The organism is Wolbachia endosymbiont (group B) of Protocalliphora azurea (assembly GCF_947251865.1).
GTDB lineage: Bacteria > Pseudomonadota > Alphaproteobacteria > Rickettsiales > Anaplasmataceae > Wolbachia.
Genome location: NZ_OX366394.1, coordinates 1,372,670 through 1,398,737, shown reverse-complemented (window position 1 = coordinate 1,398,737; position 26,068 = coordinate 1,372,670). Strand labels below are relative to the sequence as shown.

At 34.0% G+C, this 26,068-nt stretch carries 25 protein-coding genes, 1 other RNA gene and 1 pseudogene; 16 read left to right on the top strand and 11 right to left on the bottom strand.

Going from position 1 to position 26,068, the window contains the following annotated elements; all coding sequences use genetic code 11:
- Positions 1–9: 9 nt before the first annotated feature.
- Positions 10–843, top strand: coding sequence for a hypothetical protein (locus OPR35_RS06655; RefSeq protein ID WP_265024816.1), 834 nt, complete (start codon positions 10–12; stop codon positions 841–843).
- Here the strand turns inward: OPR35_RS06655 and OPR35_RS06650 are convergent.
- From OPR35_RS06650 to OPR35_RS07470, 4 genes and pseudogenes are all read right to left on the bottom strand, one after another.
- Positions 784–2,016 carry an IS256 family transposase gene (locus OPR35_RS06650; RefSeq protein ID WP_265024688.1) on the bottom strand — a complete coding sequence of 411 codons (1,233 nt, stop codon included), beginning with the start codon at positions 2,014–2,016 and terminating at the stop codon, positions 784–786. The genes OPR35_RS06655 and OPR35_RS06650 overlap by 60 nt on opposite strands.
- Before the next feature lie 337 nt (positions 2,017–2,353).
- A complete protein-coding gene (locus OPR35_RS06645) occupies positions 2,354–3,766 on the bottom strand; it encodes an IS4-like element ISWosp2 family transposase (RefSeq protein ID WP_264686125.1) in 1,413 nt (470 codons plus the stop codon).
- A gap of 126 nt (positions 3,767–3,892) precedes the next feature.
- On the bottom strand, positions 3,893–4,546 hold the full coding sequence (locus OPR35_RS06640; protein ID WP_007302332.1) for a glutathione S-transferase family protein: 654 nt from the start codon (positions 4,544–4,546) through the stop codon (positions 3,893–3,895).
- Positions 4,547–4,749: 203 nt separating this feature from the next.
- A pseudogene (locus OPR35_RS07470) lies at positions 4,750–4,872 on the bottom strand (WPE palindromic element domain-containing protein); the annotation flags it as partial.
- A 109-nt stretch (positions 4,873–4,981) separates the two neighbouring features.
- Here OPR35_RS07470 and ffs point away from each other — a divergent pair.
- From ffs to dnaN, 7 genes are all read left to right on the top strand, one after another.
- Positions 4,982–5,080: signal recognition particle sRNA small type (ffs, locus tag OPR35_RS06630), an RNA gene on the top strand.
- A gap of 16 nt (positions 5,081–5,096) precedes the next feature.
- Positions 5,097–6,680, top strand: coding sequence for a DNA polymerase III subunit gamma/tau (dnaX, locus tag OPR35_RS06625; protein ID WP_265024815.1), 1,584 nt, complete (start codon positions 5,097–5,099; stop codon positions 6,678–6,680).
- Positions 6,681–6,701: 21 nt separating this feature from the next.
- Positions 6,702–7,016: a YbaB/EbfC family nucleoid-associated protein gene (locus tag OPR35_RS06620; protein ID WP_006013488.1), complete on the top strand. Its 315-nt coding sequence runs from the start codon at positions 6,702–6,704 to the stop codon at positions 7,014–7,016.
- Positions 7,017–7,352: 336 nt separating this feature from the next.
- On the top strand, positions 7,353–8,036 hold the full coding sequence (locus tag OPR35_RS06615) for a P44/Msp2 family outer membrane protein (RefSeq protein ID WP_149168754.1): 684 nt from the start codon (positions 7,353–7,355) through the stop codon (positions 8,034–8,036).
- 283 nt (positions 8,037–8,319) lie between these two features.
- Complete coding sequence (locus OPR35_RS06610; RefSeq protein ID WP_012481951.1) at positions 8,320–9,213, top strand: RNA polymerase factor sigma-32; 894 nt, start codon at positions 8,320–8,322, stop codon at positions 9,211–9,213.
- Positions 9,206–9,703 (top strand): invasion associated locus B family protein, encoded by a 498-nt coding sequence (locus OPR35_RS06605; RefSeq protein WP_019078627.1) that lies wholly within the window; start codon positions 9,206–9,208, stop codon positions 9,701–9,703. Before OPR35_RS06610 ends, OPR35_RS06605 begins: the two co-directional genes overlap by 8 nt.
- A gap of 111 nt (positions 9,704–9,814) precedes the next feature.
- A complete protein-coding gene (gene dnaN / locus OPR35_RS06600; RefSeq protein ID WP_007302325.1) occupies positions 9,815–10,966 on the top strand; it encodes a DNA polymerase III subunit beta in 1,152 nt (383 codons plus the stop codon).
- Between the two features lies 1 nt (position 10,967).
- On the opposite strand, the gene truA is transcribed toward dnaN, so the two are convergent.
- Positions 10,968–11,705 carry a tRNA pseudouridine(38-40) synthase TruA gene (gene truA / locus OPR35_RS06595; protein ID WP_264685524.1) on the bottom strand — a complete coding sequence of 246 codons (738 nt, stop codon included), beginning with the start codon at positions 11,703–11,705 and terminating at the stop codon, positions 10,968–10,970.
- 116 nt (positions 11,706–11,821) lie between these two features.
- Here truA and OPR35_RS06590 point away from each other — a divergent pair.
- Both OPR35_RS06590 and recA read left to right on the top strand, forming a co-directional pair.
- A protein-coding gene (locus OPR35_RS06590) for an IS630 family transposase (RefSeq protein ID WP_265024814.1) occupies positions 11,822–12,824 on the top strand; the annotation gives its coding sequence in 2 pieces (ribosomal slippage) (positions 11,822–12,331 and positions 12,333–12,824; 1,002 coding nt in all).
- 98 nt (positions 12,825–12,922) lie between these two features.
- Complete coding sequence (gene recA / locus OPR35_RS06585) at positions 12,923–13,990, top strand: recombinase RecA (RefSeq protein ID WP_052265013.1); 1,068 nt, start codon at positions 12,923–12,925, stop codon at positions 13,988–13,990.
- Between the two features lie 32 nt (positions 13,991–14,022).
- Here the strand turns inward: recA and pth are convergent, their stop codons facing one another.
- Together pth and OPR35_RS06575 are read right to left on the bottom strand one after the other, a co-directional pair.
- Entirely contained in the window at positions 14,023–14,586 is a 564-nt protein-coding gene (gene pth, locus OPR35_RS06580; protein WP_264684881.1) for an aminoacyl-tRNA hydrolase, read from the bottom strand.
- Complete coding sequence (locus OPR35_RS06575; protein ID WP_265024813.1) at positions 14,586–15,197, bottom strand: 50S ribosomal protein L25/general stress protein Ctc; 612 nt, start codon at positions 15,195–15,197, stop codon at positions 14,586–14,588. Before OPR35_RS06575 ends, pth begins: the two co-directional genes overlap by 1 nt.
- Positions 15,198–15,339: 142 nt before the next feature.
- Between OPR35_RS06575 and OPR35_RS06570 the strand changes: the two genes are divergently transcribed.
- On the top strand, positions 15,340–15,639 hold the full coding sequence (locus OPR35_RS06570) for an ETC complex I subunit (RefSeq protein WP_064085624.1): 300 nt from the start codon (positions 15,340–15,342) through the stop codon (positions 15,637–15,639).
- Positions 15,640–15,961: 322 nt separating this feature from the next.
- On the opposite strand, the gene rsmH is transcribed toward OPR35_RS06570, so the two are convergent.
- Positions 15,962–16,846 (bottom strand): 16S rRNA (cytosine(1402)-N(4))-methyltransferase RsmH, encoded by an 885-nt coding sequence (rsmH, locus tag OPR35_RS06565; RefSeq protein ID WP_265024812.1) that lies wholly within the window; start codon positions 16,844–16,846, stop codon positions 15,962–15,964.
- A 205-nt stretch (positions 16,847–17,051) separates the two neighbouring features.
- Between rsmH and OPR35_RS06560 the strand changes: the two genes are divergently transcribed.
- Positions 17,052–18,263: an MFS transporter gene (locus OPR35_RS06560; protein WP_012481950.1), complete on the top strand. Its 1,212-nt coding sequence runs from the start codon at positions 17,052–17,054 to the stop codon at positions 18,261–18,263.
- Positions 18,264–18,293: 30 nt separating this feature from the next.
- Here OPR35_RS06560 and map read toward each other — a convergent pair whose 3' ends face one another.
- Both map and ftsA read right to left on the bottom strand, forming a co-directional pair.
- Positions 18,294–19,076 (bottom strand): type I methionyl aminopeptidase, encoded by a 783-nt coding sequence (map, locus tag OPR35_RS06555; RefSeq protein ID WP_007302317.1) that lies wholly within the window; start codon positions 19,074–19,076, stop codon positions 18,294–18,296.
- A 117-nt stretch (positions 19,077–19,193) separates the two neighbouring features.
- Positions 19,194–20,432: a cell division protein FtsA gene (gene ftsA / locus OPR35_RS06550; protein WP_007302316.1), complete on the bottom strand. Its 1,239-nt coding sequence runs from the start codon at positions 20,430–20,432 to the stop codon at positions 19,194–19,196.
- Between the two features lie 137 nt (positions 20,433–20,569).
- On the opposite strand from ftsA, the gene def reads away from it, so the two are divergent.
- The 3 genes from def (at position 20,570) to OPR35_RS06535 (ending at position 22,910) form a co-directional block, all read left to right on the top strand.
- Positions 20,570–21,109: a peptide deformylase gene (gene def, locus OPR35_RS06545; protein ID WP_007302315.1), complete on the top strand. Its 540-nt coding sequence runs from the start codon at positions 20,570–20,572 to the stop codon at positions 21,107–21,109.
- Positions 21,099–21,872 carry a uracil-DNA glycosylase gene (locus tag OPR35_RS06540; RefSeq protein WP_010403847.1) on the top strand — a complete coding sequence of 258 codons (774 nt, stop codon included), beginning with the start codon at positions 21,099–21,101 and terminating at the stop codon, positions 21,870–21,872. The genes def and OPR35_RS06540 overlap by 11 nt, the downstream gene beginning before the upstream one ends.
- A gap of 498 nt (positions 21,873–22,370) precedes the next feature.
- Complete coding sequence (locus tag OPR35_RS06535) at positions 22,371–22,910, top strand: demethoxyubiquinone hydroxylase family protein (RefSeq protein WP_179943898.1); 540 nt, start codon at positions 22,371–22,373, stop codon at positions 22,908–22,910.
- Positions 22,911–23,041: 131 nt separating this feature from the next.
- Here the strand turns inward: OPR35_RS06535 and OPR35_RS06530 are convergent, their stop codons facing one another.
- Positions 23,042–24,274 (bottom strand): hypothetical protein, encoded by a 1,233-nt coding sequence (locus OPR35_RS06530; RefSeq protein WP_052265010.1) that lies wholly within the window; start codon positions 24,272–24,274, stop codon positions 23,042–23,044.
- Between the two features lie 249 nt (positions 24,275–24,523).
- On the opposite strand from OPR35_RS06530, the gene purF reads away from it, so the two are divergent.
- Positions 24,524–25,909 carry an amidophosphoribosyltransferase gene (gene purF, locus OPR35_RS06525; RefSeq protein ID WP_264684880.1) on the top strand — a complete coding sequence of 462 codons (1,386 nt, stop codon included), beginning with the start codon at positions 24,524–24,526 and terminating at the stop codon, positions 25,907–25,909.
- Positions 25,910–26,068 lie beyond the last annotated feature (159 nt).

Genomic DNA, 26,068 nt, shown 5'->3' with positions numbered 1-26,068 from the left:
AGGTGTTTTATGCATAACAATGGTGAAAATATTGGACTGATTAGAAGTTTGTTAAACGGAAATTGCCAAGAGTTTGTAGAAAGGTTTGAATCTTTCTTGGATCAGTGTCCATCTTTTTTGCACTCGGTGGGTAAGGATCGCTTTTTTCCTGCATTCTTTTTTGGTATGTTTGCTACTGCGTTTGATTCTGATGTTGCAGATAATGAAAAAATTTATTTTCATTTTGACAACAATCCGAATGAACCTAGAAAAGGAAACTTAAAGGTTGCTGTATTAACTAATGACAGAGATAGAAGAGGTTTCAGAATTGTAAGGTGTTTCACTATTGCTGATAGGCAAAATAGTTTTGGCTCAAGATTTAGTCAACAAGAGAAGTTATGGGTAGAAAATAGATTACTACAGCAGGGTGTCATATCACGGACAGGACGATTTGCATGGGAAGAATATAAAACATTCGTGTGGGCAGAAAATCAAGGAGAAGATGAAGAGGAGGAAGCAATAAGATGTGTAAAAATTCGCGAGAGAAATGCATTTACTGGAAATTCAGCTTCTCCATGCAATGGTTTTGAAGAGATCACCAGGAACTTTGGTATACAACAAGGTTTTCTGTCAGGTTTATTAGGAGACTTGGCAAGTAATAATGCAGATGATGTTGTTGATACTATTGATGATGTTTTGCAGTACATAATTAATCTCTACAATAGGTATAATCAGCAACTGAACTTCAATAGCAAGGAGTCGGACTATCAGGGAACGTTCAAAAAAGTGTGTCAAGCCGCATTTTTAGTTCAACTCAATTTTCAATCTATCTGGAAAGAAAATATCAAGTTGAGACATAGTTAAAGCCCAATTAGGGAGAGCCATAATCCACCTTTGCTCTACCTTTTTTATAGCACAATATACCTGTTTGTACAAGGCATTTGTACTAGTAAATGAACCCTTAGTTTTAGTAAATTTCCTGATTTGTCTATGCAACCCCTCAATTGGATTAGTGGTGTAAATCAGCTTCCTAACTGGCCCAGAATACTTAAAATAACTGGATAAGTTTTCCCAATTGTTCTGCCAGGATTTTATAACTAAAGGATACTTTTCTCCCCATTTTTCTTCCAGCTCAAGCAGATAATTCTCAGCAATTTCTTTACTTGAAGCACGATATATTTTTTTCAGATCATTCATGAAAACTTTTACATCTTTACTGGATACATATTTCAGAGAATTTCTTATTTGGTGTACTATACATAGCTGCACTTCTGCACTGGGAAATACACTGTTGATGGCTGCAGGAAAGCTTTTTAGCCCATCTACACATGCAATCAGAATATCTTCTACTCCTCTTTCTTTGAGGTCATTTAAAACTCCCAACCAGAAGTTAGCTCCCTCACTTTCAGCCAGATAAAAACCTAATACTTCTTTTCTGCCATTTTGATTTATACCCAATATATTATACATGCATTTACTTACGCAATGTCCGTCCTCCTTGACCTTAAAAAACATGCCATCCATGAACACTATTGGATACACTGATTGCAATGGACGGCTGCGCCATTCATTGATTATTGGTAGCAGTTTATCAGTAATATTGGATATCTCTGCTGCTGATATTTTATGGTCATATATTTCCTCAACGTGTGAAGCTATGTCTCTGTATCCCATGCCACTGGCGTATGTACTTAAGACCTTTGCTTCAAGTTCTGGATGTAGGCTTGTTTGCCTTTTTTTGACTATTTGCGGTTCAAAGCTTCCTTCTCTGTCTCTTGGTGTTAATAGTTCAAATGAGCCTGAACTTGTACGTAAAGTTTTTGCATTCCTTCCATTTCTTCGGTTATTTTCTTCACTTTTAGCTGACATGTGGCTTTCTATTTCACCTTCCAGACTTGCCTCTAGCAGCCTTTTTATAAACGGTGTTAATGCTCCATCTCTTCCTGTCAATGGTCTTCCTTCTCGTATAGATGACAGGATATTTGTTTCTAATTCTTTATAATCTACCAAACCAGTAGTTCTATTTGCTTGACTCATATCAAACCTCCATTTTTTATATCAATTTATTACTTTTTTTTCGGTTTGACACACTTTTTTGAACATTCCCGACTATCATGGTTTTTTGTCAGGGTTTTTGATGAATTTTAGGTATCGTCATACAGCTGGTATTTACCTTGAGTTATTTGTGGGGGGTGGATATACAGATATTACTTTTCTTGTACGTGGTGTACAACGATTGATGGATTCTGTTCCTATTATAATTGAACTCAAGGCAGGGCAAGCAATAGACAGACATGCTGATCGAGCGTTGGCACAGGCTGAAAATTACGTTACAAGATGTCCCGTTTCTTCCATATCCATACACACCTTACTATTACCCACAAATATAAAGTTCGTGAGCAAGTCGCCATCCTTCTGCTAGATCAAAGAGACGTCTCCATCCTTTCCAAATAGTAATGGGTCCTGGTTCTAGATCATTTTTTCTAGCCAAATGTCCTCCAAGTTGAGCAACCCATGAAACAGCTTCTTTTATAGTAGGAGTTGCATTTGAACATGGTTTTCTATGTATTTTTACATATAGAACTTTCCATTCTTCTTCGGCTAATAAGGTAGTACACGGTAATGTTGGATCAGTTCTTGCAATTGTTGTAATAAAGAAAATTCTCCAAGCAATAATACTCATTACTGTTAAATATCGCATCAACCTTTCTGCTGTTCCAAGCCTACATTCTTCAACTTTGAGACCAGATTTTAAAATTTTATGTAATATTTCTATTTTCCATCTAAGACAATACCACCTAACTTTTTCAACAGCTTCATCAAAGGTATTGACTGGAAGATTTGTTAAAAGCATCCACTCTAGCGGACTTGTTTCAGAAGGAAAGTCTTTTTCAACAACGTAAACTGCATAGTGTGGTAATTTAAGTAATTCTTCTTTCTTATGCCTAATACTATTCTTAGATGGATGCATAATAAACTTTCCGAATCTAACTTCCAAATGTGCTGTTCTTTTTGGCTTATTATCTTTTGCAGGAACTTCAACTTTTACCGTACCTGCACAATGAGAGGATTTAATAAATTCCCATAACTTCTGCTCACCTTTTTCAGGATATCGAGATTTTCTATTTACTGCCCTATCTTTGGAAGCTCTAACTAACACTGCCGAATTAAGATTATGTGCAAGCTCAAAAAACTCATATATATCTGCTTCTCTATCGCATATAGTTATAGTCTCAGTTTGAGTTGAATCAATAATGTTGTTTGTGTTGCTTAAAGTTTCTAACCATTTTATACTCTCTTTATCTTCAATGCGGATACTGTCATTGTTCTTTTTTTTTATGTTTTCAGATTCTTCAGGTCTTGAATAAATTTTTTGATCTAGTATCCCTAGTACCAAACCTTCTATACTAACAGCTAGAGCTGTATGCATTATAATACCTTGACTATGTTTTCTTGTAATAACTCCCAATCCACTTGTTTTTTCATGGTCTGTGTATGAAATATAACTTGTATCTTGGATCACAAAAATTTTTTTATGGGCTTTTGTTCTTTCAACTGTTTTAGCAACGTGTGAAGCTAGAATATCGCCTTCTTTCACGTTCTCATTTTGAAAAAAACGATATGCTGCTTTTGCTTCTGACCAACTTCCACACGCCTGATTGATTGAGCTTTCAGGTAAACTTGTAAAACTATCAGCAATATTTACTAATCGGTCAGTTAACCTTTTATCTCCAAGTACAGCATCTCCAAATTCATTTTCAGCCCATTCATTATTCCTGTTTGCCATTTTTTACCCTCAATGTTTGCAAACTTTAATGTTGTAATACTTTATTTTTATGTCCATTTATATTTGTGGGTAATAGTAAGATTCCTACTGACGAAGGAATGACTGTAGCTTTAAAACTAACGCAAGTTAAAAATCAAGGTCAGCGTAATGTCTAGGGGGAGTTAAGCCAAAAACTCTCTCTAATAATATTTCGCGAAAACAAGGCCTTGATTTAACAATGGAGTACCATTCTTTTAAAATCTTACTTTTTTCCCAGGGAAAACTATTTACGTAGTCTATTATAGAAATATGTGATGCTAAAGTAATATCGGCTAAAGTGAACTTATCGGTTGCAAGCCAAACGTTCTTGTTAATTAAGTGTTCGATGTATTCCATATGGTAAGGCAGGTTATGCTGAGCTGCATGAAGAAATCTAGAGTCAGGGCTGCGGTTAGTAATTACTTTTTCATTCATAATATACTTAGTAACTTCATTGTAAAATTTGCTATCGAACCAATTGATTAAAGCGCGTATTTTAGACTTAATAATAGTTGATGAACCAAGTAATTTGACGTTACTATTGTAAATCTCTTCTATATATTCACAAATGGCATTACTATCCGCTATTACAAAGTTATTATCTATTAATACTGGTACTTGTCCGATTGGATTGATCTCCATGAATTCATTCCGCTTTTCCCATGGATTTTCATATACCAAATCACAACTCAGCTTTTTTTCCTTGAGAAGAGCTCTAACTTTTCGTGAAAATGGACAAAGAGGAAAATGATATAAAATCATAATATTCCTCTTTTGTTATTCCAATACCTATATGTTGTCATTCCAGTACGTGACATTGGAATCCAGCTTATTTCATTATGGACATTACTTTTAACATATATTCCTAGAATCCATTGTCCATTGTATAATTTCCAAATATTTTTATACTTGAATCCCAGTACAACTGTACGAACATTGTAGTTTGAGAGCAATCCCCACCGGAAGGGTGTCATTTCAGTGATTGACACTGGAATCCAGTTCTTATTATACAACAGCCTAATGTATTCATTTAAAATTAAGTTTTCTGGATCCCAGTGTCTGGACACTGGGATGACAGAAGAAGAGTATTTTAGGTAACGGCTGTTTACTCCAAAGTAATGTTGCAAAAGGTCTAACATATAAATTATAAGACTAATATAGAATATACCTTGCTAAAAAAAAAAAAAAGTATAACCTTTGATAAGGTATGCAGGCAAAAATTCTGTAACTTGGTCAGGTCAGAAATGAAGCAACCATATCAGAATCTTTTTGGGTTGCATACCTATTTGTACTATTTGTTTTATTCTAGGCTATGAACATAGCATTAAAATATCGTCCTAGTAGCTTTAAAGATTTAGTAGGTCAAGATATATTGGTGCGTATACTAGAAAATGCTTTTACTCTCAACAAAATTCCACAATCTATACTGCTTTCTGGTAGCAGTGGAATTGGTAAAACCACCACTGCAAGAATAATAGCTTTATGTTTGAACTGCTCATTGGGGCCAACTTTTGAACCTTGTGGATCATGTACAAGTTGTCTGGCAATAAAAAATTCAAGCCATCCAGATGTAGTTGAAATCGATGCGGCAAGTCACACTAGTGTTGAGGATGTTAGAGCGATCTTGGGAGATATTTGCTATTTACCAATAAGTTCTAAATTTAAAGTTTACATTATAGATGAAGTACACATGTTATCCAGTAATGCATTTAATGCATTACTTAAAACTCTAGAAGAACCACCATCTAGCGTAAAGTTTATTCTAGCAACTACAGAAATAAAAAAGATACCAATAACTGTTATTGCACGTTGTCAAAGGTTTGACTTACATAACATTCCTTCAGCTAAGATAATGGAGCGTTTAAATGATATTGCACAAAAAGAAAATTATTTTATTGAAAAAGAAGCATCGGAATTAATTGCTCACCACTGTAGCAATTCAATGCGTAACGCTTTATTTTTGATGAATCAAGCATTGCTATATAGCAAAGATGGTACAATATCCACTCAAAGTGTTACAGACATACTTGGTCTAGTAGATAGAAACGTTATATTTGATCTACTGGAAGCAGTATTAGATAGTGATTTACAGAAGGCTTTGTTAGTATTCGACAATGTGGTAAAAACAGCAAATCCGCTCAATATTTTTGAAGATCTGCTGCAAACAATCCAGTTAATATGCCGTTTTTTAATTACAAAAGAGATTGATACAGAATATGAGAAGAGCAAAGTAAAAGATTTGAGTACAAAAAAGTCTTTAATATTTTTTTCGAGATTGTGGAAGGTGCTGCTTAAGGGTATTCAAGATATAAAGGTTTCAACATGCAATGAAATTGCCGCTGAAATGATATTAATTAGCCTTTGTTATCTTTCTGATTTGCCTTCTCCGGAACAGGTGATCAAAAAAATTCTTTCACAGAATGTAGAGCAAGGAAATAGACAGGGCAGACCTGTTGCACCTTCCCCCCCTGTCATCCAAGTAGCTGACTACTCGGATCCAAAAAAATATGTGGAAAAACCCCACTCTGTCATCCCAGTGCGTGACACTGGGATCCATGTGAAAAATAAACAACAAAATTACGATTTTGATAAGATTTTGCAACTATTAAGGCGGAGTAACCAAATTTATCTTTACAAACAACTGTGTAGTAATCTAAAATTAATAGATTGTAAATTTGGGTATTTAAAATTAAAAGCTGTATCTAACTTGAACAGTAATTTTTGTAATGACTTGAAAAGTTACTTAAATCAAGCCACTAATCAGGAGTGGGTTATTATAGTTGATACGAGTTATATGAATAGGGAAGTGAGTAATTTAAATTATGCACCTGTAGTTAAGGATATATTAAATACGTTTAAAGGTGCAAAGGTAGTTAATATAGAAAATAAGGAGTAGGTTGTGGATTTCAGTCAAATAATGAAGCAAGCGCAAGAAATGCAAAAAAAGCTTGCGGAAGCCCAAGAAAAATATATTGGAAAAGAGTTTCAAGGTATTTCTGGTGGTGGCAAAGTTTCTGTATTAGTGGAAGTTATAAAAATAGGTGGCTATAAAGCTAAAAAGGTAAACATAGACTTAGAGCTTATGAGAAATGAAGAAAAAGACATAGTAGAAGATTTAGTGACAGCAGCGTTTAATGATGCCATCAAAAAAGCAGAAGAAGATATGGCAAATGCAACCTCTGATCTTGCAGGTATGATGGGGTTACCACCTGGATTTAAACTTCCTTTTTAAATTTACTACTGAAGTTTGCCTTAATGCAGTAACTAAGTGTTTTCCTTTTGTACTAGTACTTCCATGAAGTACATTCATATTACTGCATGAATATGCAGCAATTCACAATGATGAATGCAGATCAGAAGATAAAAAGACATTAGTGAAATAGGTGTCAGAAGATCAAGAGTAAAAAAAGTAGAGTAACTCTATTTATTAATTAATAAAATCTTTGTATTTTCCTAAAAGTTAGTTAAGATACAGAAGGTTTTGTGTTATTAAGTTAGCACTTGACTTAACTTTAGTTATTATTTAGACTGCTAAAGTGGAATTTTAATTTTTTTAACGAGGGCAATTATGCATTATAAAAAGTTTTTTTCGGCAGCTGCTTTAGTGACGTTGCTAAGCCTATCAAACTCTGCTTTTTCATCAGACCCTATTGGTCCAATAAGTGATGAAGAAACTAGCTACTACGTTCGTTTACAATACAACGGTGAAATTTTACCTTTTTATACAAAAGTTGATGGTATTAAAAATGTAACAGGTAAAGAAAAGGATAGTCCCTTAACAAGATCTTTTATAGCTGGTGGTGGTGCATTTGGTTATAAAATGGATGACATTAGAGTTGATGTTGAAGGGCTTTACTCACAATTGGCTAAAGATACAGCTGTAGTAAATGCTTCTGAAACAAATGTTGCAGACAGTTTAACAGCATTTTCAGGATTGGTTAACGTTTATTACGATATAGCGATTGAAGATATGCCTATCACTCCATACGTTGGTGTTGGTGTTGGTGCAGCATATATCAGCAATCCTTCAAAAGCTGATTCAGTTAAAGATCAAAAAGGATTTGGTTTTGCTTATCAAGCAAAGGCTGGTGTTAGCTATGATGTAACTCCAGAAATCAAACTCTTTGCTGGAGCTCGTTACTTCGGTTCTTATGGTGCTAGTTTTGATAAGGCAGATAAGGATGATACTGGTATCAAAAATGTTGTTTACAGCACTTTTGGTGCAGAAGCTGGACTAGCGTTTAATTTCTAGTCTATCTTTGTCTTATTATCCCAGTGGGTTTTTCTTGTCATTCAAGTAGCATGACACTGGGATCTAGAAAAAAGAAATGTGAATTCCAGTGTTTGAGCACTGGAATAACACATTATTTATCTAATGTAGCTTTTATCGTTACACGCTGGCAATTTTAATTCTACATTTAGGTAGCTGTTGTTAAGATCTCAACTAGATATAAAGTTATGCTTTTTTAATTAAAGCTTGAATTTTTCACTGAAAATCAATATATTATATGTATAGAGTTTTAATTTAAGTTATTATGTTGACCCCAGTAGCAAATTTATGTGTTAATAGTAGCACTAATCTCATGCAATATATTGCTGAAGTGCGAAAATTTCCTATGCTTTCCCAAGAAGAGGAAGTGCGATTAGCAAAAAATTGGCAAGAATACCAGGATATTTCTTCTGCTCACAGGTTGATTACTAGCCATTTGAATTTGGTAGTAAAAATTGCAATGAAATTTAAGAATTACGGTCTATTGTTGATGGACCTGGTCATGGAAGGAAATATGGGTTTAATGCATGCAGTGAAAAAGTTCAATCCTGACTTGGGATTTCGTTTTTCAACTTATGCAGTATGGTGGATTGAAGCTTCAATGAAAGACTTTATATTAAAATCTTGGTCACTTGTAAAAATAGGTACAACGCAAGCACAAAGGAGATTGTTTTTTAGTTTACGTAAAATAAAAAAAAGAATTTTACAATACACAAACAGAGAAACTTTGAGTAAAGAAGAAATAAAAGCAATATCAAATGAGCTTTCTGTATCTGAAGAAGATGTTGTACAGATGAGCTATCGTCTGGCTTGTAAGGATCAGTCGTTAAATAATTGTATAAAAATAGGTGATGACTCTAAAAAGGAGTTACAAGATATGATTCCGTGTAATTTAGTTAGTCAAGAAGTAGCTTACCAGAATCATGAAGAAAAGGCATTAAAAGAAACAATTTTAAGCAATGCGCTGGCAAGTCTTAATGAAAGATCAAGAGACATTTTCATTAGCAGATATTTATCTGAGAATACTCAGACTTTGGATGAGCTTAGCAAAAAATATTGTGTTTCAAGAGAAAGAATAAGACAGCTGGCTGAGCAAGCGATGAGTAAGGTAAAACAACATATAAAATCAGAGAGTTTGAAATTCGGTTTACATGCGTAGTCTTTTCGTATTTCTAATATTTCTTTCAATAGACACTCTTGCATCGGTTAGTAATGTACAACTGAGCGAAAAATATAAAGACTGGTTTGTGTATACTGCATTGGAAGATGGTGAAAAAGTGTGTTATATTGTATCTCATCCTAAGAAAAAAAGTGAACATTATACAGCCGATCGCAAGCCGTATGTAATGGTCAGTTACGTTGATAAAAAAGCAGATGAGGTGAGCGTCACTTCTGGCTTTCAGTATAATAATGAGCCTGTAGTTCTCAATATCGATAAAAAAATTAAATATCAATTGCCAATAATACAGGGAAGTCTTGCGTGGACAGATGATACAAAAATGGACCAAGATTTGATTCTAAAAATGAAGCAGGGATTATCAATGGTAGTTAATGGAAAAGTAAAAACAGCAAATGTTGATGATACTTATTCCTTGCTTGGCTTTCAAAAAGCGTACCAAAAAATGCATGACTTATGCCATACAAAGTAAATTATTGATCACTAAAGTATAAGATAGGCTGTTTTGTCTCTCAGACAAAAATATGGATATCACTTTACATAGAATATGAATATCATTTAAAATATATTTTTGAGAATTAATATGTCAAAAATTGTAGATATAGGAATCAAAGAACAAAGTTCTGTGTGTGAACAAATGCGTTTTAGTGTAAGTCGTGCAAGCCTTTTAAATACGCTATCCAGGGTAAGTGGAGTGGTTGAAAGGCGCAACGCGATAGATGTTTTAGCGTGTATAAATATCAAAGCACAATATGGTAGCATAAAATTGAAGGCTACTGATCTTGACATTTCAATATTTGCCTCACTTACTGCAAATGTATCAGCAGAAGGAGAAGTGAAAATCTCAGCACATACTTTACATGATATAGTGAAAAAATTGCCAACTAATTTGGATGTCAATTTTGAAATGAATAATCAAGGAAAATTATTGATATCCTGTGGAAATGCAAATTTTTCTTTACCGAACGTAGTTTCAAATAACTTCCCTGTTCTTGAAGAAGGTGATCATCAATACGATTTCACTCTACTAAGTGCAGATTTGGTAGACTTGTTGACTAAAACGAAGTTTGCTGTGTCGCTAGATGATACAAGGTATAATTTGAATGGGATATATCTGCATACAGATGAGCAATTTCTGTACTGCGTTGCAACTGATGGCCACCGTTTATCATGTATAAAAAGGCCTAAACCTGAAGATATCAACGGAGAATTTGGGGTGATCATTCCACGTAAAACTATCATGGAACTGTTGAAAGTATTGGATGATTGTAATGAGATAAATATAAAACTTTCAGATAGAAAAATCAAATTTACATGTGGTGAGTATATTCTAATATCAAAATTGATAGATGGAACTTTTCCAGATTACAAAGCCGTTATTCCAACGTCTCAAGATAAACAAATGATTGTTGAGAGTAGCAAACTTGCTAGTGTTATAGACCGAGTTTCCGTTGTTGTGTCCGATAAAATAAAATCAATTAAATTTTCATTGCAAGAGAATTTATTAACTCTACATTCAAATTCCCAAGAGTGTAGTGATGCAACTGAGTCTATAGAAGTGGATTACGATGGAGCTCTTATGGAAGTAGGATTTAATTCTCGTTATTTGCTTGATGTTTTATCCTGTATAGAAAACAAGTGTAAATTTAGCTTATCAGATGGTAATAGCGCTACAATTATCACTGATGAAGATGATCCAAGTGCACTATATATAGTAATGCCAATGAGGACTTAAGCTAGTAATCTATCTTTACTAAGTATAAGCCGTGAGGCGGTGCAGTGATTCCAGCAGCGTTTCTTTTACATTGACTTAATATGTTTAGCATTTCTTGTGGATTAGTTCTATTTTTTCCAAATTCAACTAAAGTACCAACAATAATCCTCACCTGGTTATGTAAAAAGGAAATCGCAGATATTTTGATGTATATGTGACTTCCGTTTTGTACTATATCAATATCATCGATTGTTCTGACCGGATTTGTAGCTTGACAATCTTTTGAGCGAAAGCTTGAAAGATTATGTTTTCCAAGCAGGTGTCTAGCAGCTTCACGCATGATGTTTACGTCAAGTGGGTTAAATACTTGCCACACATAACCGATTTCCAGAGCTGCAGGAGCGTAGCGATTAATTATTCTATATTCATAATATCTTTTTTTTGCTGAAAATCGCGCATGAAATGCATCATCTACGGCTTCTGCACTAAGCACAACTATAGGAATCGCTTTTAAGTGATAGTTTATTCCATTTCTTATTCTGTAAAGCTCAAATTGCCTTTCCATATTGAAATGAGCAACTTGCTCTAAAGCATGAACCCCTGTGTCAGTTCTGCCACCACAATGCAAAGAGACTCTCTCGCCACTGAAATTAAATATAGCGTTTTCTATGGTTTCCTGAATTGAGTTAGCAGAGTGTTGTTGCTTTTGCCAGCCAGAGAAACTACTACCATTGTATTCTATCGTTATTTTGTATCGCACTACAAAGTCTATCTATCTAATTTTAGGTAACTAATACCAATTCCCACTATGCAAAGAACAGATAGACAATAATGGGAAAGAAGTGATAATAAAGTAGATAAAATAGAGAGGTATAAATGGCATTAAGGTCAAAACTATTAGACGAAAAAGTTGTAAATTTGGCGAAAGAAATGTTAAAAAAGGTCAGAAATAACGCATATGTTTCAAAAAAGTTACAAGCGGTGATAGCAGGAAAAGAAAGTAGTATAAGCGCTGTGGCAAGAATATGTAAAATTTCAAGGACTGCTTTGACTGAATGGATAAAGCATCTAAAATTTGGTAGAGTAGAAAGATTATTTGCCCCGTCTCAGCGGCGAAGAAAAAGCAAATTAAAGAAAAATCAACGTGAGCAAATTGAAATATGGGTAGAAAGAAATCCAAATATTACTATTAAGGAAGTGCAGATAAAAATCTCAGAGGAATTTGGCCTAAACATTAGCAAATCAACAGTGCACCGTGAGATACAAAGGATGAAATTTTCTTATATAACACCGAGGCCAATGCACCATAAACAAGATAAAAACAAGCAAGAAGAGTTTAAAAAATACTTCAATAAAATAGTCAATTCCCACCCTGAAAAAGAGATGTTTTTTTGATGAATCACGATTTGGAACTCATTCAAAAATCGGACACGGATGGTTTAAAAAAGGGGTCAGAACGCAGGTTAAAATGAAAATTGGTAGACAAAATTTCTATATCTACAGTGCGGTAAATCCAAGAAGTGGTAAGAAAATCAGCCTACTTGCTCCATATGTAAACACTGATTGTATGAATATATTTCTGGAGCAGATGTCGAAAGATTTAGGCACGAAAAAAGCCTTTCTTGTAATGGATTGTGCAAGTTGGCATAGATCAAAAAGTTTGAAATTTCAGGAAAACATTACCATTATATACTTGCCTCCTTATTCACCGGAACTGAATCCTGTTGAGAGGTTGTGGCAATATATCAAATACAATACTTTACGTAACAGAGTCTACGATACCATAGGCTTACTTGCAGATGTTCTGTGTAATTTTATTGTCAGTATTTCCAGCACTACTATTAAACGAGTTTGTAATGTTTCTTATTTGTTCGATTAGTAATGGAATTTGGTATAACGTTCTTCGTTATTAAAAAACCCTTGGCAGATTGGTTGCGTTCAATTACCATGGAGACTATACAAGTTAATAAATGATCCATGGCACATAATCCAGAAGAAAGAAATAATGATAAGCAAAAAGCACTAGATAATGCAATAAGTCAAATTGAAAAAGCATTCGGTAAAGGTGCAATAATGAAGCTAAAGCAAAACCCTGTAGAAAAAATAGACACGATATCTACAGGGTCGATTGCACTTGATTCAGCTCTGGGTGTTGGGGGATTGCCAAAAGGACGTATAATTGAGATATTTGGCCCTGAGAGTTCTGGTAAAACTACCCTTGCTTTGCATGTAATTGCTGAAGCACAGAAAAAAGGAGGTTTATGTGCATTTATCGATGCGGAGCACGCACTGGATGTTATATATGCTCGTAAACTTGGAGTAAACACCGATGATTTAGTGATTTCACAACCAGACACTGGAGAACAAGCGTTGCATATTGTTGAGTATTTAGTATGTTCTGGTGCAGTTGATGTAATAGTTATTGACTCTGTTGCAGCACTAACTCCAAGAGCTGAAATTGAAGGAGATATGGGCGACCAGCACATGGGACTACAAGCAAGACTTCTAAGTCATGGGCTACGAAAGCTCACCTCTGCAGTTTCAAAAGCAAACTGTATATTGATATTTATCAACCAAATTCGTATGAAAATAGGAGTAGTATATGGAAATCCTGAAACTACCACTGGTGGAAATGCGTTAAAATTCTATACTTCTATAAGACTTGATATAAGAAAAGTTGGTGCGATAAAGGATAAAGAGAATATTACGGGTAATGAAACGAGAGTTAAAGTTGTAAAAAATAAAGTCGCTCCTCCATTTAGAGAGGCAAAATTTGATATAATGTATAATGAAGGCATATCAAAACTTGGGGAAATAATAGATATAGGAGCAAAACTTGGTGTCCTTGAAAAGGCAGGCGCTTATTATTCATATAACAATACGCGTCTTGGGCAAGGAAGAGAAAATGTAAAAAGCTACCTCAAGGCGAATAAAGAAATTGCAAATGAAATAGAAACAAAAATCAGAGATTTATTTAAAAATCACGATAACTCTATTGCAATAGAAGAGGAGCGTGAACAACTTCTAGAAGAATCAGTATTCTAATCTAGATGCTTGTATTAGGCAGTATTCAATTGCTATACTAAAGTTTCACTCTCAACCGAGTTGATGAAAGCTGAGATATCTCCTTGTAGCATTAGGTGTATATTTTTTGCTATTTTTTCCACTAAGAGGATAACATTATCAAAATTTTCAAATTTTGATAATACATAATCTGCTAAGCTTTTCCGATTTTCAGGCCTACCTACTCCAAATCTCAAACGCCAATAATCGTTACCAATAAAGCTATCTATAGACTTAAGTCCATTGTGTCCAGCAGAGCTACCGCCTTTTTTTACTTTTATTCTTCCGAATTTTAAGTCAGCATCATCATGTATGACAACAATATTGTCTAGCGATAATTTGTAAAAATTTTTTATTTTTGCAACAGGAATACCTGAATTATTCATAAATGAATAAGGTTTTATCAGCATGATTTTATTATTATTAATTATGCCAGAGGTTATCAAGTAATCGGCTTTCTTAGAAAATGACTGAAAATTCCAATATTTGTGAATTGCGTCAATAACGATAAAACCAATATTATGATGAGTTAACTCATATTGACTACCAGGATTACCAAGCCCAGCTATTAAATGCACTACTCCTCTGTTTTTGTTTGAGGCTCTTCAACATCACTATCGGCAGCAGAGATTGTTACAATGGTGAAATTTTCTTCCTCATGAGCTACAAATTTAACACCTTCTGGCAATTTTACATCATTGATATGTATAGACTGACCAATCATTTTGCCAGACAAATCAATTTCTATGACTTGAGGTATTTTCTCAGGAGAGCATTTGACAGTAATAGAACGACACAGAACATTAAGCACTCCACCTAATTTGATTCCTGGTGATTTACTTTCATTGATGAATGATAAAGGTATATCTATTTTAATTTCACTACCTTTATCAACAAACTGAAAATCAACATGTTGCACAGTATCCTTTACTACATGCCATTGAATATCACGAACAAGAGCATATTCTTTTTTCCCTGAAATATCTAGTTCTATTAAATGTGCAGAAAGAGAACCTGATTTATATTGTTTAGTAAATTCCTTTGCAGACAATGTCAAATTTACGTTATCATGCCCTTTACCATATATAACTGCAGGTATACTTCCCTTCTCCCTCAGAGCCTGAATCGCTTTCTTTTTTTTTACATCACGTAACTCTGCATTAATTGTTACCATTTCTTGCTGTGCCATCGATTACTCCTATTCAGCTAATCCTTTTTATATAATTTAATAATATAACATAAAAATATTTATTTCAAACTTCATTCTTTCACACTAATTCTTTGTGGAAAAATTTATTTAGATATATACTTAAGATTACGTAGTAAGAGCTATGAGTATTAACGATCAAGTAGTTTTTAAGATTTATAAGCCAACAAAAACTGCAACACAATCTGGCTTAGGTAATACAAAATTCTGGTACCTAAAAATTGAGCCTTGTTCTTACTATATTGAACCTTTGATGGGATGGGTTGGCTCAAAAGATCCCCAAAAACAGATTGTATTAAAGTTTGATTCTCTTGAAAAAGCAATATCTTACGCAAAGAAACACAACACAAAGTACACAATTGAAATGCCAAAAGATGTTAAAAGACTGCCAAAATCTTATGCAAATAATTTCGTATCAAAGTAAGTTTTATCGTAGTGTGTTTATCTAAAAACCTAAACCTAATCGTTACTATGATTTTGCTAACACACTAAGGTCATTTAGATAGTCGAACCTGGCTAGCTAGTATCAAAGAGTTATTTTTTTATATATTTCTCCATAAGCTTTACAAGCCCCTTTTGGATTACTCAAATAACTTCATTCTGCTTGAAGAACTTTTATGTTGCTTTGCACTAAATTAATTTCACGTTTTATTTGTGTTAGCTATTTATTTAGTGAGTGGACATGTAATTTTACCTTAAATAACCCTATAATAAAAACATAGTTATTGAAATAATAGAGAAGGTTCTCATGACAACCTCTGTATAGCTCTTAATTTTGCTGAACGCGCACGCGGATTTGCATTTATTTCTTCCGCACTTGCTTTAATCACTTTTTTGTTTAAAAGGGAGAATGTCTTGGTAGGTCCTGGTTCACACAAATCTTTAAAAAGGGTTTTAACTATACGATCTTCTAGAGAATGAAAGGTAACTACAATTAATTTGCCGTTTTCACTTAAAATCTCAGATGCAGCTTTAATACCCTTTTCAAGCTCTCCTAGCTCATCATTTACCCATATTCTGATTGCCTGAAATGTTCTAGTTGCAGGGTCAATCTTGCTTTTTCCACGAAACACTACAGAACGTACAATATCCGCAAGTTCAAATGTAGTTTTGATAATTTTCTTCTTCCGCGCATTTACTATCGCTCTTGCGATTCTGCGGGAATGACGCTCACCCCCATAATTATATATAGTGTTCGCAATCTCTTCTTCACGTAAAGCGTTAACAAACGTCGAAGCATTCATATGAGAATAGTTATCCATGCTCATGTTAAGTGGGCCATCACGTAGAAATGAGAATCCTCTATCTCCATTATCAAGCTGCATAGATGAAACTCCAACGTCGAAAACTATTCCATTGATACCTTTAATATTATTACTATCTAATAAATTTTTGATATTACTAAACTTTTCAATAAATAACTTTATTCTATTAGGGTATTTAACATTTAGATCATCATAAAATTTAGTAACTGTTTCATCTCTATCAACTGCATACACTTTGCAATCAGCGGATTCCAATATTGCTTTGCTATATCCTCCAGCTCCAAACGTGGCATCCACATATATACCACCACTGTGTGGTGACAATTGCAGTAGCATCTCTTTCAACAAAACTGGAATATGTGTCATATCAAGAGACTTTGTGCACTTAAATTAAAATAACTTTCTCGCCAAAAAATATATGGAAATATATAGGTATAGTATAAGAATATTTAAATATAATCAACGATATAAAAATTTAATAAGATAATATTATTAATATAACATTTACATAATTCACGTTTGAAAAAGTAAGTAATATTACTATAATATCAAACAAATTACGGAAGATTTCGTGCAACAAATAACAAAAGTAATACTATCAAGTTTAATTTGTAACACTTTGTTGTGGTATGATCACATGCTTTTCAGCCATCTAATAAGCATAATCGGAGATGTGTTTTTTCCATCAGACGACAAATTAGTCAGCATACTTAAAGCTTTTGGAGTGTTTGCAGTGGGTTTCTTAATAAGACCAATTGGTGCTGCTATATTTGGCCACATTGGCGATAAATATGGAAGAAGGATTGCTCTATTTCTCTCTATCATATTGATGACTCTATCAACCGTACTTATTGCATTTGTTCCAGGCTATCAGAACATTGGGGTACTCGCATCAGTACTGGTGGTATGTTTAAGATTATTGCAGGGTATATCTCTTGGAGGAGAGGCAGGAAATGCCCCATTTTTAATAGAGCATGCTCCTAAAAATAAAAGAGGATTCTTTGGCAGTATTGAAGTATTGAGCGCAATTCTTGGCTCAATATTAAGTCTTATAGTGGTGCTTATATGCAAAAAAGTATCCGATTTTGAATCTTGGGGATGGAGATTGCCTTTTATTTTCAGTTTTGTAATAGGATTAATCAGTATATATATGAGATATATACTCGATGAAAGCCCAGAATATAAAAAGCAGGAAAAGCCACATGAATTACCGTTAAAAGAACTGTTAAATGGCTATAAAAAACCTTTTCTAATATCAATTGGAGTTGACATAGTTGAGAATGCATCTCTTTACATATATTTAGTGTTTTTTAATCTACTTGCATCAACAATAAACACTCACTTTAATCACGCAGTAGAAATATTGAATCAGGTTGCACTTGGAGGATTGACTATACTATTTGCAATACTTTCTGATAAGGTAGGGAGAGAAAGAGTCATGAAATTTGCATTTGTGACTTTTATAGTAGTAAGTTATCCAGTTTTTTCAATGATACTAAGTGGTAATAATTTGCTCACCATAATGGCGCACGTTCTTTTTATAATCCCAATAGCTGCTTCTCTTGGTCCTGTTAGCGCGTTTATGTGTGAATTATTCCCAATAAAGGTACGATACAGTGGATTTGGTTTATCAAGAAATATAGCTTCGGGATTTTTTGGTGGTCTTGCACCATTTATATGCACAACTATTATCAAAGTTACAGGACAAGGAACTTTAGCAAGTTTTTACATGATTTTCTGTGCATTAATTGGGTTAGTTGCTATATCACAAGTTAAGAGTTAGATTTTTTCAAAAACCAAGTGTTTAAAAAATCTAATCATAAGGTGGAAAATGCCAATTTTTAGGTGATAGTGTAAATATTTCAACTCCATCTTTTGTGACTCCAAGCGTATGCTCAAACTGTGCAGAAAGTGAAAGATCACGTGTTGTCACTGTCCAGCCATCTAGCTTGCTGAGCAGAGTTTCATGTTTTCCAGCATTGATCATTGGTTCTACCGTAAAAAACATGCCTTCTTTTAAGATAAGATCCTCACCTTCATCATAAAAATGTACAACATTTGGTGGAGCATGAAAAACCTTTCCTATGCCATGTCCACAATAATTGCGTACGATAGAATATCCAAAATCTTCAATATATTTTTCTATAGTAAGTCCTATTTTATTTAACTTATTGCCTGGCCTGACTTGTTTTATTGCTTCCATTAGCGCATTATAAGTAGCATTACACAAACGCTTTGCTTTTATTGAGGGTTTACCAGCCCAAAACATGCGACTTGTGTCACCATACCAGCCATTTAAAATCACTGTAACGTCAATATTTAAAATATCTCCATCTTTAAGAGGTTTATCATCAGGAATACCATGACATACAACAGCATTTTTCGAAGTACAAATTGATTTCGGATATCCCTTATAATTCAGTGGTGCTGGAATTGCACCTGCATTGATTATAAAATCATGACATAGATCATTTAATTCATTAGTTGTTACGCCTACTTTGACGTGTGGTGCAATAAAATCAAGGGTTTCAGCTGCAAGCCTGCCAGCTTTACGCATAAAGTCAAAATCTTCTTGTGAATGTATAGTTATGTTCATGTTTCTTACGTTTTATTGTAATTTTCTGCTTCTCTTACGGATACATCAGTGTAATAATACTATAAAAATAAGCTCTTAGATCAAGCCATTTGTATATTAAGAGATAAAGACAAAAATCTAGACTGTGACTTTTGATTTAACCCAATGGTATAACTTACTTATTTTGCCATCGTGACCAAGCATTCCAGAATTATTTCTATAAAAGGTGTCAACTATTAGCTTTATAGAGCCTAAAGCAGCAGAAAATACAGGATTTTTGTCGTATTCGCCATCAAGACCGCTACAAGATTCAGGGCATCCGATACGGACTTGTTTATTGAATATATAGCTTGCAATTTCTTTCATGCTTGTGAGTTGACTGGTTCCACCTGTGATCACTACTTTATTAATTGGATCTTTCTGTTCTTGAAATTGTTCTCTTATCAGCTCAAGTATTTCCTCAACCCTTGGTCTTATGATGTTAACAAGTTCAGACTTAAACACTTGAGTTGGTTCATCGCTTTCATTACTTTGCACTGCAATACATTCATTCTCATCTATTGAAGTTACAATAGTGCTACCGTATAGTATTTTTATGCGTTCAGCATGCTCTATACTTGTGCATAGTCCATAAGCTATATCTCGGGTAATGTGAATGCCACCAATTGGAATGCTGCTTGTGTACACAAGTTTTCCTCTCTTAAAAATTCCAATTGCAGTGCATCCACCTCCTATGTCAACAACGGCAGTTCCTAGCTCTTTTTCATCTTTACTTAGACAGGCAAGGCCTGCAGAATATGCAGAAGCAACACAACCAGACATACTTATCCCACTATTATTAGTTATACAATTTTCGATATTGGTAAGCGCTGGACGCGAAGCAGTGACAACATTAACATCAGCAGATAATCTTTTTCCATATAATCCACTGACTTCCTTTATGTCAGTCATATCATCTAAGTGATATTTCAGTGGTATATTGTGAATGATGACATTTTCTTCGATATATTTCTCAAATGTCTGAAAGACTACACGTTTTATGTCTCGGTCTGAAATTTCGTGATTAGCTGCAATAATTTCGTTATATACGTTAAAAGATGAGACTCCACATCCGGCTACATTCACATATATCTGGTCTATAGTCTCTTCTGATACTTGCTCAGCTAAACCTATAGTTGATGAAATAGAGTAACTTGCATGCTTTGCATCAGTTATTGATCCACCGCTTATACCTTCTGCACTTTTATAACCCGTTCCTATTATTTTATAGCTGAAGTTGCTATTGATCTTAACAATGAGACAGATAATTTTTGTTGTACCTACGTCTAAAACGGCAAAAACATTTCGCTTTGGTTTTATTATTACTGCAGAGTACATTAGTTGACCTTATGACACAATTCCATTCAAATTGTAGCTTCCTTTAATAATTTATATTTCTATTAAAAATACAGCAACATTTTAATATACCCAAAATACTGTACAAAGGAAAAAATAAAACATAAAATTTTAATTTTATGTCTAAATTGCCAATTGTAATTGCCCCTGATGAAAGGTTAACTACACGTGCCAGTGAAGTAATAGATATAACCGATAAAATTAAAGAATTAGTAAACGACATGTTCGAAACTATGTACTATGCAGAAGGTCTTGGTCTTGCTGCAGTACAAGTTGGAGTGCTGAAGAGAATTTTTATCATGGACGTTCAGCCAGAGAAGGCTGAAGATGGGCCAGCAGGATATGAATCAACTGGCAAATTTTGCATGATTAACCCTGAAATTACAGAATTATCGGGTGAACAAGTAATTCTCAAAGAAGGGTGCCTTTCAATTCCAGAGCAAAGCCATGAAATTAAGCGTCCAAAATATTTAACTGTGAAATATAAAAATTTAAATAACGAAGAACAGACGCTAAAAGCTAGTGGTTGGCTTGCAAGGTGTATTCAGCATGAGTTAGATCATTTAAATGGTATATTATACGTTAGACATTTGTCTAAATTGAAGTACGATATGGCTATGAAAAAAGCTCAAAAGGTTAAGAGGCACTATGAACAATGAAGATCTAGAATTGTTGAAGTTCTATCATGAAGTGGGTGTTGACTGCACGCTAACTGAAGGTGAAGAGGAAAAAAAAGTGGAAAATGAGAGAGCTGCACAGTCTTCTGTCATCGAGCAGAAAAAAGCCATGTTCCCAAGTGATTGGATCATTGAAGCAAGGAAGCTTGCAAGTGAATGTGGTAGTGTAGATGAACTAAGAAGTGCAGTTAAGTCATTTGAGGGTTGTGAAATAAAAAAAACTGCAACTAATACTGTTTTTTCCGATGGTAATCCAAATGCAAAAATCATGCTTGTTGGTGAAGCACCAGGAGCAAATGAAGACCTGAAAGGCATACCATTTTGTGGTGCAAGCGGAATGCTGCTCGATAAGATGCTCGGTGCAATTAATCTGGACCGCACTAAGGTATATATAAGCAACACCGTGTTTTGGCGTCCACCAGGTAATAGAAAACCAACTGATCTAGAGCTTGATATGTGCAGACCATTTGTTGAGAAGCATATTGCTCTTGTTTTACCGCAGATTCTGATTTTTGTTGGAGGAATCGCATGTTATAGCCTTCTTGATAACACAAAGACTATATCGAACTTGCGTGGCAAATTTCATACTTATACTAACCAATATTTATCTCATGCAATTACCACAGCCGCTATATTTCATCCAGCCTATCTACTTCGTCAACCAGCACAAAAACGCTTAGCTTGGGAAGATTTAAAGAAGATTAGAGAATATCTTGATAATACCAATAACCACACGGACGTTTAGCTTACTACTTGTTGTCATCGCAGTACCTTCTCCTATCATTCCAGACTAGAATGACACCCTATTGACACACTGCCTAGTTCATGTTAGTTATAGATATTAAGAAATTTACTAAACAAAAAAAAGGCAAAAGAATCCCCCAGTAGTGAGTTTTGACCCTATAATAATGTAAATTGGCATTGTAATAATGTGCTAACGCTTATTTAAAGCGTGTTTTGGCTGAATGTAGAAAAAATAAAAAAGACATGCAGCCGCTATAATTTTATGTAATCTGCCAATATATACCTGAGTTTTTTACTGAATTTTGTTGTTAAATCTGCAGAGATTAAAAACAAGGATAAATACTCTTATTGATATGATAAGGGAAAGTGGGAGAGTCTGTCAAGTAACTTTTGCTATTGCTACTTGAGTTCCTGTAATCACAATGTTGGTGCAATGTATGCATGGAATTTTATTTACTCTATAATATGTTGGTTTATAGTAGTACTAATGCAGAAATAAATGGAGGAAACATTGGAAAGCAATATAAAAAAATTGAAAGGAAATTTTTTAGAACAAGCAATTAGAGTAAATCATGCTGGCGAATATGGAGCCATTTGCATTTATTCTGGTCAAAAATTTATTCTTAAAAAATCTTCCATAATTGACAAAATAATTGAAATGGAGGAGCAGGAAAAAAAACATTTCCACTATTTTAATGAGAAAATCAAGGAGCAAAGAGTTCGTCCTACTGTTTTGTTGCCAGTTTGGGGTGCTTTAGGGGTATCACTTGGTGTTGTAACTGCCATGATGGGTAAAAAAGCCGCTATGGCTTGCACTGCTGCAGTTGAAGAAGTGATCGGAGAGCACTACAAGGAGCAAGTCTTACATTTAGAAGATGGGGAATTAAGAGAAACTATAAGTAAATTTCGCGATGAGGAATTAGAGCACAGAGATATTGCAATTCAGCACAATGCCGAAAGCGCACTTGGCTACAACGTTTTATCTTTGTTCATAAAAACAAGCTGCAAAGCTGCTATTTACCTCTCTAAATTGATTTAATCAATCACTATTTGACAACCAACCACATTTGCCTTTAGTTCTTGTGCTAATTGCTGCCTCATATCCTCTACTACAATCGAATGCGTATGAATGTTTATAATTAATTTCTTAATTATTATCCTAAAAATACATTAATTTAATTCCCTATTAGAGTTTTCTTGTTGTTGTAAACATGTTTGCATAAGACTAGTAGATGGAACGTTTTTAATAGTCTGAGTTAACTCCTCAGGAATATTTTCAAAACTCTTGCCCATAACTTCTAAAACACTTTTTCCCTGTATAAGACAATTCCCTCCAAAGCTTGATTTGTTTTCTAACTTGCTAAACCTTATTTTGCTTTTCTCATCAATTTCTACTACCATTTTGTTACCATCTTTCCGTAGATAAATACTAATCTCTCCTATTTTAGTAGTAAAAAATATTTCAATACCACCTTTTAAGATATCTGTGTAATTTCTTTTTCCATCTTCTGTAATTTCAACTTTTACTATACTTTCCTCAATCTGAAATATGCCAACTTCTAAATCCTTAGCTTTTTCATTATTTAAAGTTCTCGCAATTTCAACAATACTACCTTGTGGATACTTAATATAAAAATATTTATTATCTACTTCTACTTCAAGATCATATTTATCAATTTGCTTGTTATTTTCTTTCACAATACCTTCATATGCTAGACCCTCTAGCATTTTTTTCTTACTCTTACATTGTTCGTTAAGATCATTTAAATAATTAGAGCCGTAATATCCGCCTTCAATATCGCTATAAAAAGATAATCCTTTTTCTACCCCACCTTTTAACACTAAATTACGAGTGATCTTTTGTATGATATTTTTTGTAGTTGAATTGTGTGGATTTGCATGAAAGCGATTAATTAATTCTTCCATTTTTTCAAATATAAAATTTGTTACAGTCTTATTATCCTTACCGTAATATGAGTTTAATCTTATTCCTTGATTTAAATAACCCTCTATTATGCGTTCCATGTACTTTAAAACGCTTTCTTGCTCATCGTGTTCTGTTATACCTTTTATCATCTCATCACAAAATTTTTTAACTAGAATTTGTTCATCTGTAGTCAATGGTATTTGCAATTTCGTAGAAGATGAGTCTCGCTCAAAAAGATAAATTATTGACAATTCTTCTGCTCTTTTAATAAAGTCATAACTTCTTAGATATTCTGCAACATCTTTGTTTTTTGCGTACCTTTTCTTGATTAAATCCATATGCCTATCTTTACGACTTATAGTCGGTAATTTTGGATTTGATGAACTACTCTGTTGACTATTGAAGAAGCTGTTAGAGAACTGTTCAGGCTCTAAAATAAGATTACTTTCACCTTGTTTACCTACTTGCTTAGACATATTATATACCATAACCAATAAAACTTTTTAGTGATTACTTCAATACATAGATAAGTCAATAAAAATATCTTTTTCTCTTCAGTGCTAAAAAATTGTCAAAAATCTCAAAATTGGTTAATTGCATATAATCTACTTTCTGGTATACATCAAAACTACCGTAGAAAGCTTCAACTTTGAAAGGGATTAACAAATAAAATTCTTGTACTTTACCTCTACTAAAGTACAATCAGGCTTTATTTAATATTTTTCATGCTTGATGAAGTACATGAGGAGTGTGGGGTATTTGGCATAAGTTGCAACCAAAGTGCTGCTTTTAACTCTATACTTGCTCTCCACGCTTTGCAGCATAGAGGTCAAGAGTCTTTTGGTGTAGTAACCAGTAACAACGATAAGCTGCTCTCTTATCACTTTCAAGGTCAAGTGAGCAGCGTATTTGATGATATAGATGAAATAAAGAAATCCTTACCTGGAGATTGTGCAATAGGTCATGTTCGATACTCAACCAGTGGTAGTAAATTTGGAGTGCAGCCCATGTTTGGCAAAAGTGGCAAATTTGGAGATTTCGCCATAGCACATAATGGTAATTTAATTAATATTTCTCCGATACGCGAACAATTAATTAAACAAGAGTGTGTTTTTCAGTCAGATATTGATACAGAAGTAGTAGTGCATCTGACAGCAAGCGGTGAAAAAGATAGCTTTTTAGAGAGTTTTATATATGCATTAAAGCAAATACAAGGTGCTTATTCTTTTGTGGCAATCAATCAAGAAGTAGTTATTGGAGTACGTGATCCATCTGGAATCAGGCCTCTTGTTTTAGGAAAGTTAAACGGTTCTTACGTTCTTGCATCTGAAACTTGTGCTCTTGATATAATAAATGCAGAGTTTATTAGAGAAATAGAACCAGGCGAATTAGTTACCATCAGTTCGGATAGTAAGCTAGCCTCAATGTTTCCTTTCCCAAAGCAAAAATCAAGTTTTTGTATTTTTGAATACGTTTACTTCTCGAGACCAGACAGCATAATGGAGAATAGGTCCATATATGATATAAGAAAAGAAATAGGAAGAATACTTGCAGAAGAGAGCCCACCAAAAAACAATGTAGATATGGTTGTACCAATACCTGATTCTGGAATACCTGCAGCTATTGGATATGCAAAGCATTCAGGATTACCTATGGAACTGGGGATAATTCGTAATCATTATATAGGAAGAACATTTATACAGCCAACCCCTGAAATACGTAAGGTTAGAATAAAATTAAAATTCAATGCTAATAAGCATATTTTAAAGGGTAAAAACATAATTTTAATAGACGATAGTATAGTGCGTGGTAGCACGCTCAGAAGTATAATAGTTATGTTAAAAGATGCAGGAGTAAAAGAAATTCACCTAAAGATTTCATGTCCACCAATTAAGCACTCTTGTTTTTATGGAATAGATACGCCAGAGTGCAAAGATTTAATTGCTGCAAATAAATCTGTAGAGGAAATTAAGGAAGTTATAGGAATAGATAGCCTAGCCTTCTTGAGTATTGATGGCCTATACAGGGCTGTTAAAGAAGAAAAACGTAACAACGCTACACCGCAATATTGTGATGCTTGTTTCACTGGTGACTACCCAATTGGTAAGTAATCTATTATTAATAAAGGTGAGGTTTTTTCTATGTTATATTAACAGTTTTAAAAATAGATTTTTTGCATAACCATATAGTTTTTGCCTGGGCGTCATTTGAGTGAAAACTACTTTACAAATTTCGTCATTCCCTTTACTATGATACCAAGAATATTTATC

What these genes read in the sequence shown, in the direction of transcription:
- OPR35_RS06535 (WP_179943898.1), top strand. Translation starts at nt 22,371, where the DNA reads ATGGAGGAAACATTGGAAAGCAATATAAAAAAATTGAAAGGAAATTTT.
- OPR35_RS06615 (WP_149168754.1), top strand. Translation starts at nt 7,353, where the DNA reads ATGCATTATAAAAAGTTTTTTTCGGCAGCTGCTTTAGTGACGTTGCTA.
- OPR35_RS06540 (WP_010403847.1), top strand. Translation starts at nt 21,099, where the DNA reads ATGAACAATGAAGATCTAGAATTGTTGAAGTTCTATCATGAAGTGGGT.
- recA (WP_052265013.1), top strand. Translation starts at nt 12,923, where the DNA reads ATGGCACATAATCCAGAAGAAAGAAATAATGATAAGCAAAAAGCACTA.
- ftsA (WP_007302316.1), bottom strand. Translation starts at nt 20,432, where the DNA reads ATGTACTCTGCAGTAATAATAAAACCAAAGCGAAATGTTTTTGCCGTT.
- OPR35_RS06650 (WP_265024688.1), bottom strand. Translation starts at nt 2,016, where the DNA reads ATGAGTCAAGCAAATAGAACTACTGGTTTGGTAGATTATAAAGAATTA.
- OPR35_RS06620 (WP_006013488.1), top strand. Translation starts at nt 6,702, where the DNA reads ATGAAGCAAGCGCAAGAAATGCAAAAAAAGCTTGCGGAAGCCCAAGAA.
- OPR35_RS06640 (WP_007302332.1), bottom strand. Translation starts at nt 4,546, where the DNA reads ATGATTTTATATCATTTTCCTCTTTGTCCATTTTCACGAAAAGTTAGA.
- OPR35_RS06655 (WP_265024816.1), top strand. Translation starts at nt 10, where the DNA reads ATGCATAACAATGGTGAAAATATTGGACTGATTAGAAGTTTGTTAAAC.
- dnaX (WP_265024815.1), top strand. Translation starts at nt 5,097, where the DNA reads ATGAACATAGCATTAAAATATCGTCCTAGTAGCTTTAAAGATTTAGTA.
- rsmH (WP_265024812.1), bottom strand. Translation starts at nt 16,846, where the DNA reads ATGACACATATTCCAGTTTTGTTGAAAGAGATGCTACTGCAATTGTCA.
- OPR35_RS06645 (WP_264686125.1), bottom strand. Translation starts at nt 3,766, where the DNA reads ATGGCAAACAGGAATAATGAATGGGCTGAAAATGAATTTGGAGATGCT.
- purF (WP_264684880.1), top strand. Translation starts at nt 24,524, where the DNA reads ATGCTTGATGAAGTACATGAGGAGTGTGGGGTATTTGGCATAAGTTGC.
- OPR35_RS06575 (WP_265024813.1), bottom strand. Translation starts at nt 15,197, where the DNA reads ATGGCACAGCAAGAAATGGTAACAATTAATGCAGAGTTACGTGATGTA.
- OPR35_RS06605 (WP_019078627.1), top strand. Translation starts at nt 9,206, where the DNA reads ATGCGTAGTCTTTTCGTATTTCTAATATTTCTTTCAATAGACACTCTT.
- def (WP_007302315.1), top strand. Translation starts at nt 20,570, where the DNA reads ATGTCTAAATTGCCAATTGTAATTGCCCCTGATGAAAGGTTAACTACA.
- dnaN (WP_007302325.1), top strand. Translation starts at nt 9,815, where the DNA reads ATGTCAAAAATTGTAGATATAGGAATCAAAGAACAAAGTTCTGTGTGT.
- map (WP_007302317.1), bottom strand. Translation starts at nt 19,076, where the DNA reads ATGAACATAACTATACATTCACAAGAAGATTTTGACTTTATGCGTAAA.
- OPR35_RS06570 (WP_064085624.1), top strand. Translation starts at nt 15,340, where the DNA reads ATGAGTATTAACGATCAAGTAGTTTTTAAGATTTATAAGCCAACAAAA.
- OPR35_RS06530 (WP_052265010.1), bottom strand. Translation starts at nt 24,274, where the DNA reads ATGTCTAAGCAAGTAGGTAAACAAGGTGAAAGTAATCTTATTTTAGAG.
- OPR35_RS06610 (WP_012481951.1), top strand. Translation starts at nt 8,320, where the DNA reads ATGTTGACCCCAGTAGCAAATTTATGTGTTAATAGTAGCACTAATCTC.